This window comes from uncultured Oscillibacter sp. (genome assembly GCF_910587525.1).
Classification (GTDB): domain Bacteria; phylum Bacillota; class Clostridia; order Oscillospirales; family Oscillospiraceae; genus Oscillibacter.
This window is the reverse complement of sequence record NZ_CAJULS010000140.1, coordinates 1-5791: the sequence shown is the minus strand read 5'-3', so window position 1 is coordinate 5791 and position 5791 is coordinate 1. Positions and strand designations below refer to the sequence as shown.

Genomic DNA, 5791 nt, shown 5'->3' with positions numbered 1-5791 from the left:
CCGTGGTTTTGGTACGCCCTGAGGGATTCGAACCCCCGGCCTTCTGGTCCGTAGCCAGACGCTCTATCCAGCTGAGCTAAGGGCGCACATCCTGTCCTCTCAGACAGCTTATTTATACTATCACAAACATTTCCAAAATGCAAGCGTTTTTTTGCATTTTTTCAGATATTTTTTGGGGCCGTTTACAGCCAGTGCAATCGTGTACCGATAACCGCCGCCAGCTTTGCTCCCATCCAGCCGACGGCGGTTCCCAGCAGGGCTCCACCCAGCACGTCGCTGGGCCAATGGACGTATAAATACAGCCGGGAGAAGGCAATCAACACAGCCAGCCCCAGTGCCGGTTTCCACAGCGGATTTCCAGACGCTTTCAGAGCGAAGACGGCGGCAAAGGATGCCGCGGTGTGCCCTGAGGGGAAGGACGCGTCCAAGGGCGGCCTAATGAGCAGAGTGACGGCCGGATTGACAGCAAAAGGCCTGATACGGCCAAACAGGGGCTTTAACAATAGATTGCAGGCGATCAGATCCAGCACGAGGCCGCAGATGACGGCGGCGCCCTGTCGGCGTGTTTTGCGGATGGCGAACAGGACCAGCGCCAGCAGAATCCAGATTTCTCCATGGTTGCTGAGTTCGCTGACCAGGGATAGTACGGTGTCCAGAAGTTCGCAGCGCAGACTGGCCTGAATCCAGTTCAAAATCGAAAATTCCAAAGTTTGCATTGATGACTCCTTTATGCAGCGCTTTGAGGGGTGTGAGGATAAGAAAATTATATCAGCACTGAGACGGAGATACAACTTTTTTGGAAGATTTTCTTTTGACATAAAAGCGCCCTCCGGAGAGCCGGTTCTCTCCGGAGGGATCGCTGTGTTCATTTCAGCCAGCCGAACGGGCCCGACTTCTCTTCCTGGCCTTCCAGAAGAGTTTTTGCGGCGGTAAGCATTTGGGCTGCGTCGCCTCGGGTCACTGGCTCCTCCATGGTCAGACTGCCGAAGCTACCCGCCGCCAGCACGCTGACGGCCTCCATGTTCCCGACGGCCTGGGCCGCCCAGGAGGGAACCTCCTCCCGGTCTGCGTACCAGACGTCCAGCTCCACATTGCCAAGGTCCAGAACCCGGTCCAGGACTGTGGCGGCTTCGTTGAAGGTGATGGCGTCGCCGCTGCGGAAGGCCAAGCCCTCCGCCGTAGCGGTGCCCTGCATCACACCATCGGTTACGCCGGCCGCGGCGTATGCCTTGGCCCAGGTGGGAATGGCTTCGTCGTCACAGAAGCCGGTCATGGTGACGGCAGTGACCTCCCGGCCAGAGGCCTCCATGACCATGGCCAGGAACTCTCCCCGGGAGACGGGGCGGTCCGGCTCGAAAAAGTACTGGTCTCCGATTTTGCAGCCGGTAAAGATCCCCGCTTCTGCCAGCTCCTGGGCTGCAGCTGCCGCCGGATTGCCGGCAGTGTCGGCATAGGTGACGCCAGAGCGGGCCTTCTCAATGAAAATTTTTACCGTGGCGGGCAGGGAAGTGTGTCCGGCACTGTCGGTGGCGGTGTAGGTGAAGCTGTCGCTGCCGGTGATGCCGTCGTCGGGGGCGTAGGTGAAGGTATCTCCCTCAATGACCACTACGCCTTTTCTGGGCTGGTCTGCCAGGGAGAAGGTCAGCGTCTCGCCCTCGTTGTCCTCAGCCAGGAACTGGCCTTGGCAGGAGATTCCCCGGTAGGTCTTGGTCTCCAGGTCCCGGGCCTGGGGCGCACCCTCCTCCGCCTCGGGCTGTTCTGTCTTCTTTCCAAACAGTGCTGAAGCGCTGTTGCCCAGTACCAGAGCCGCCGCCAGAGCCAGAACGGCGGTCCGTCTTGTGAAACTGCTTTTCAAGTGGCTTTCCTCCTGTTTTCATGGAATGTAGTGGTAGTGTCCGCTTCTTTCCAGAAATTATTCTCCGGCGGCAGTCTGCCGCCGGAGAATTTTTCAGAGGATATCTTACAGAAGGGCCCGTCCCCGGCGCTCCATGGAGAGTGTTCGTTTTTTGATGTTAGAAACCACGCCCATGGCGGTATACAGCATGACGATGGAGGAGCCGCCATAGCTGAAAAAGGGAAGAGTGACGCCGATAGTAGGCATAACAAAGAGACACATGCCGATATTGATGACGGCCTGGTAAATCAGCATGGCGGCCATGCCCACGCAGACATAGCTGTGAAAATGGCTCTGAGCCCGCTTTGCCACCAGTAGCACCCGGAAAATCACCGCTGTCAGCAGCAGAATGATGAGAAGGCATCCGATCAGCCCCAATTCCTCGCCGCAGACAGAGAAAATAAAGTCCGTCCACCGCATGGGAAGGGACTGGCTCTCACTGCTCTGCGACTGGGTGCCGTTCATGTACCCCTGGCCGAACACGCCGCCGGAACCGATTGCCAGCAGGCTCCGGGTCTGTTGCCAGCCGACGCCCAGGGGATCCAGGCTGTGGTCAAAGAGGATCCGGAAGCGGTTGACCATGTACTCCATGGATTTCGGCACCAGGTCCAGGGTCAGCATCGCCGCCGCAGTTCCACCGATGCCGGCAAACAGCAGCACAAACCACCGCAGGGCAAAGCCCGCCGCGAAGGCCATGCACAAAAAGATGAAAAAGAATGTGAGGGCATTGCCCATATCCCTGGATATAACCACGTACCAGCCCATCAGAAGGAGCGTGTGTCCCGCCGCCAGAAGGGCGGAGCGAAAGGATTTCAGGTCCCGTTTCTCCTCCCGCAGCCACTCCAGCTGCTTGGCCAACAGCAGAGTAAAGGAGATTTTCACCACCTCCGCCGGACCAATCTGGAAGGGGATGTCCGGAAATTTTAACCAGGCTACATTGCCGGTGCTGTGTCCCACGCCCAGGGGAGTCCGCAGCAGACCAATAAAAACGATGTTGAATACAACCAGCCATTTCCAGCGCTTCATCACATTTTCCAGGTCCAGCATAGACATGAAAATGTATGCGCAGATGCCGATGGCCATGGCGGCACCCTGCACGCCCACGTAGCGGATGACTTTGGCAGTTTCCATAAAGTGGGTGGCGCTGAAAATCAGCACCATGCCGTACAGCGTGGAGACACAGCAGAGCCCCAGCAGTACCAGATCGGCCTGCTGGAAGAAGTCTGCTAGGATGCTTTTTAACCGGTCCGCCATAAGACGCTCCTTTTTGATGGAGGATTTTGACAAAGTCAGTATACCACAAATAAAAAATGCTGTAAACGCTGGAAATTTGTTTTTACACTCTGTTCAAAATGTGATATACTGATGTTAACATCAAACATAAGGGGGACAGGACCGTGGAATTTCTCACCCGCAGCGAGGCGGAGACGGAGGCGCTTGGCTGCCGTCTGGCGGAGCGGCTCTTTCCTGGGGCGGTGGTGGCGTATCAGGGGGATCTGGGCATGGGAAAGACTGCCTTTACCCGGGGCCTGGCCCGGGGCCTGGGGTGCCGGGCCAGAGTTACCAGCCCCACATTTACCATCGTCAATGAGTACGAGGGCGGGCGGCTGCCCCTGTTTCACTTTGATCTGTACCGCCTGGAGGGGGCGGAGGACCTGTTTGACATCGGCTGGGACGACTATCTGACCAGGGGCGGCGTCTGTGCTGTGGAGTGGAGCGAGCGGGTGGAGGAGGCGCTGCCGCCGGAGACCGTTTGGGTTGCCCTGCGCTGCTGCCCGGACAATGAGAACTGGCGCACTGTCACCGTGGAAGGAGTGGATCTTGCATGAAGATACTGGCACTGGAGACCTCTGCCAAGGCAGTTTCCGCCGCTGTGACAGAAGAGGGGAGGGTGCTGGCCGCGGGTTTCCAGGATACCGGTCTCACCCACAGCCGGACCCTGATGCCCATTGTGGAGCACATTCTGAGAAATGCGGACCTCACTATGGCGGACATGGACGCCGTAGCGGTGGCGGTTGGCCCCGGGTCCTTTACCGGTATTCGCATCGGTGTCTCCGCTGCCAAGGGGCTGGCCTTTGCGGCGGACAAGCCCGCCGTTGGCGTGTCCACCCTGGCGGCCATGGCCCGGAATGTGGCTTTTATGGACGGACTGGTGGTCTGTGCCATGGACGCCCGGCGGAGCCAGATCTACAACGCCCTGTTTGAGGCAGAGGACGGGCGGCTGACCCGTCTGACGCCGGACCGGGCCATTGGCCTGGAGGAACTGGCGGAGGAGCTGCAGCAGGACGCCAGGCGCAAGATCATCGTGGGCGACGGTGGAAAGCTGTGCGCGGACGCGTTGACGGCGGCGGGAGTGGCCTGCCGTCTGGCCCCGCCCTATCTGGTGATGCAGAGCGCCGTCACCGTGGCTCTGGAGGCGGAGGAGGCGGCCGGGCGCGGCGGCCTGGTCTCCGCCCAGGAGCTGCTGCCCGTCTACCTGCGCCCGCCCCAGGCGGAGCGGCTGAAAAAGGAGCGGGAGACCAATGGAAAAGGAGCGGGAGACCAATGGAAAAGGTGACCAATGAAAAAGTGAGCCCCCTGTCCGGGCGGCTTTGGAAATGGCTGGCCGGCTTGGCCGTTTTGTGTCTGGCGGCGTTTCTGGCGGTTTGGTATATGCCTCACTCGGAGGAGGTCTCCTGGTCGGGCACGGCGGTGGAGTACCGCGCGGACGACGTGGATTACGCGGCGGACCACGAGGCTGTCATCCGGGGGACATATACCTGTAACCGGGCGGGAAAGCGGACCTTTGTGGGGAACTTTTGGATCGGCGGTCTGGACATGGACCCCGGTACATGGGTCCGCCTGACGTCAGAGCCCGGCGGGGATCAGTTCTACGGCGCCAGCGGACAGCCGATTACCGCGCCGGTCTGCGGGGTTATACAGAGCCCTGGCGGCCAGGGCGCGGTGGCACTGCTGTGGGACGAGTATACGGCGGAGCCTGGAAGTATTCACGCGGTTCTTGAGGAAGGCCGGCGTTTTATCTGTATCGGCACACTGTCCAGAAAGGACGCCATCGTTCTCGCGGACACATTGAAGCTGCAAATCACGGGAATATGACTTACAAAATAGGAGGAGAGATTCGTATGAACGGCAAAGTACACGTCATGGACCACCCTCTGGTGGCTCACAAGCTGACTATCCTGCGGGACAAGAACACCAGCGTTAAAGACTTCCGGGAGCTGGTCAGCGAGATTGGGATGCTCATTACCTATGAGGCTACCCGGGACCTGCCCCTGACGGAGCGGGAGGTGGAGACCCCCATTTGCAAGACCACCGCCCCCACCCTCAAGGGAAAGAAGTTCGCCGTGGTACCCATCCTGCGGGCGGGCCTGGGACTGGTGGACGGCGTGCTGCGGATGGTTCCCGGCGCCCGGGTGGGCCACATCGGTCTGTACAGGGACGAGGAGACTCTGGAGCCGGTGAAGTACTTCTGCAAGATGCCCAAGGATGTGACGGAGCGGGATGTCCTGATCGTAGATCCCATGCTGGCCACCGGTGGCAGCGCCGACGCCGCCATCGGGTTTATGAAGGAGTACGGCTGCACCAATATCAAGCTGATGGTGCTTCTGGCCGCCCCGGAGGGTATTGAGCGAATTCAGAAGAGTCATCCGGATGTGGACATCTACTGCGGCGCGGTGGACGAGAAGCTCAATGATAAGGGCTATATCGTTCCGGGGCTGGGAGATGCCGGGGATCGAATCTTTGGGACAAAGTAAAGGAAGGGCCGGGAGCTTTAGTTCCCGGCCCTTTCTCTTCTCAGGGCGTTTTTATAATTTGGATATCTTGAAAAGAATCATGATTCTTTTTAAATACTGCGGTGTGTAAGCTGCAGCAGGCCGCTTTCAGCGGCTCTGATTT

7 protein-coding genes and 1 tRNA gene are annotated in these 5791 nt (G+C 59.1%); 4 read left to right on the top strand and 4 right to left on the bottom strand.

The features are described from left to right. Positions 1 to 9: 9 nt before the first annotated feature. The 4 genes from QZ326_RS10910 to QZ326_RS10895 all read right to left on the bottom strand — a co-directional run bounded on the left by QZ326_RS10910 (position 10) and on the right by QZ326_RS10895 (position 3148). Positions 10 to 86, bottom strand: a tRNA-Arg gene (locus QZ326_RS10910). A gap of 96 nt (positions 87 to 182) precedes the next feature. Further along, positions 183 to 716, bottom strand: a complete 534-nt coding sequence (locus tag QZ326_RS10905) for a phosphatase PAP2 family protein (protein ID WP_295745091.1) — start codon at positions 714 to 716, stop codon at positions 183 to 185. Between the two features lie 149 nt (positions 717 to 865). Further along, positions 866 to 1855, bottom strand: a complete 990-nt coding sequence (locus tag QZ326_RS10900) for an Ig-like domain-containing protein (protein ID WP_295745088.1) — start codon at positions 1853 to 1855, stop codon at positions 866 to 868. A gap of 105 nt (positions 1856 to 1960) precedes the next feature. Further along, positions 1961 to 3148 carry an FtsW/RodA/SpoVE family cell cycle protein gene (locus QZ326_RS10895; protein ID WP_295745086.1) on the bottom strand — a complete coding sequence of 396 codons (1188 nt, stop codon included), beginning with the start codon at positions 3146 to 3148 and terminating at the stop codon, positions 1961 to 1963. A gap of 143 nt (positions 3149 to 3291) precedes the next feature. On the opposite strand from QZ326_RS10895, the gene tsaE reads away from it, so the two are divergent. Genes tsaE through upp form a run of 4 tightly spaced genes read left to right on the top strand, consistent with a single transcriptional unit; the run spans position 3292 to position 5649 of the window. Then, positions 3292 to 3723, top strand: a complete 432-nt coding sequence (gene tsaE / locus QZ326_RS10890) for a tRNA (adenosine(37)-N6)-threonylcarbamoyltransferase complex ATPase subunit type 1 TsaE (protein WP_295745085.1) — start codon at positions 3292 to 3294, stop codon at positions 3721 to 3723. Then, positions 3720 to 4451, top strand: a complete 732-nt coding sequence (tsaB, locus tag QZ326_RS10885) for a tRNA (adenosine(37)-N6)-threonylcarbamoyltransferase complex dimerization subunit type 1 TsaB (protein WP_295745083.1) — start codon at positions 3720 to 3722, stop codon at positions 4449 to 4451. The genes tsaE and tsaB overlap by 4 nt, the downstream gene beginning before the upstream one ends. Next, positions 4439 to 4990, top strand: coding sequence for a hypothetical protein (locus QZ326_RS10880; protein ID WP_295745080.1), 552 nt, complete (start codon positions 4439 to 4441; stop codon positions 4988 to 4990). Before tsaB ends, QZ326_RS10880 begins: the two co-directional genes overlap by 13 nt. A 26-nt stretch (positions 4991 to 5016) precedes the next feature. Further along, positions 5017 to 5649, top strand: a complete 633-nt coding sequence (gene upp, locus QZ326_RS10875) for a uracil phosphoribosyltransferase (RefSeq protein WP_295745078.1) — start codon at positions 5017 to 5019, stop codon at positions 5647 to 5649. Positions 5650 to 5791: the final 142 nt, after the last annotated feature.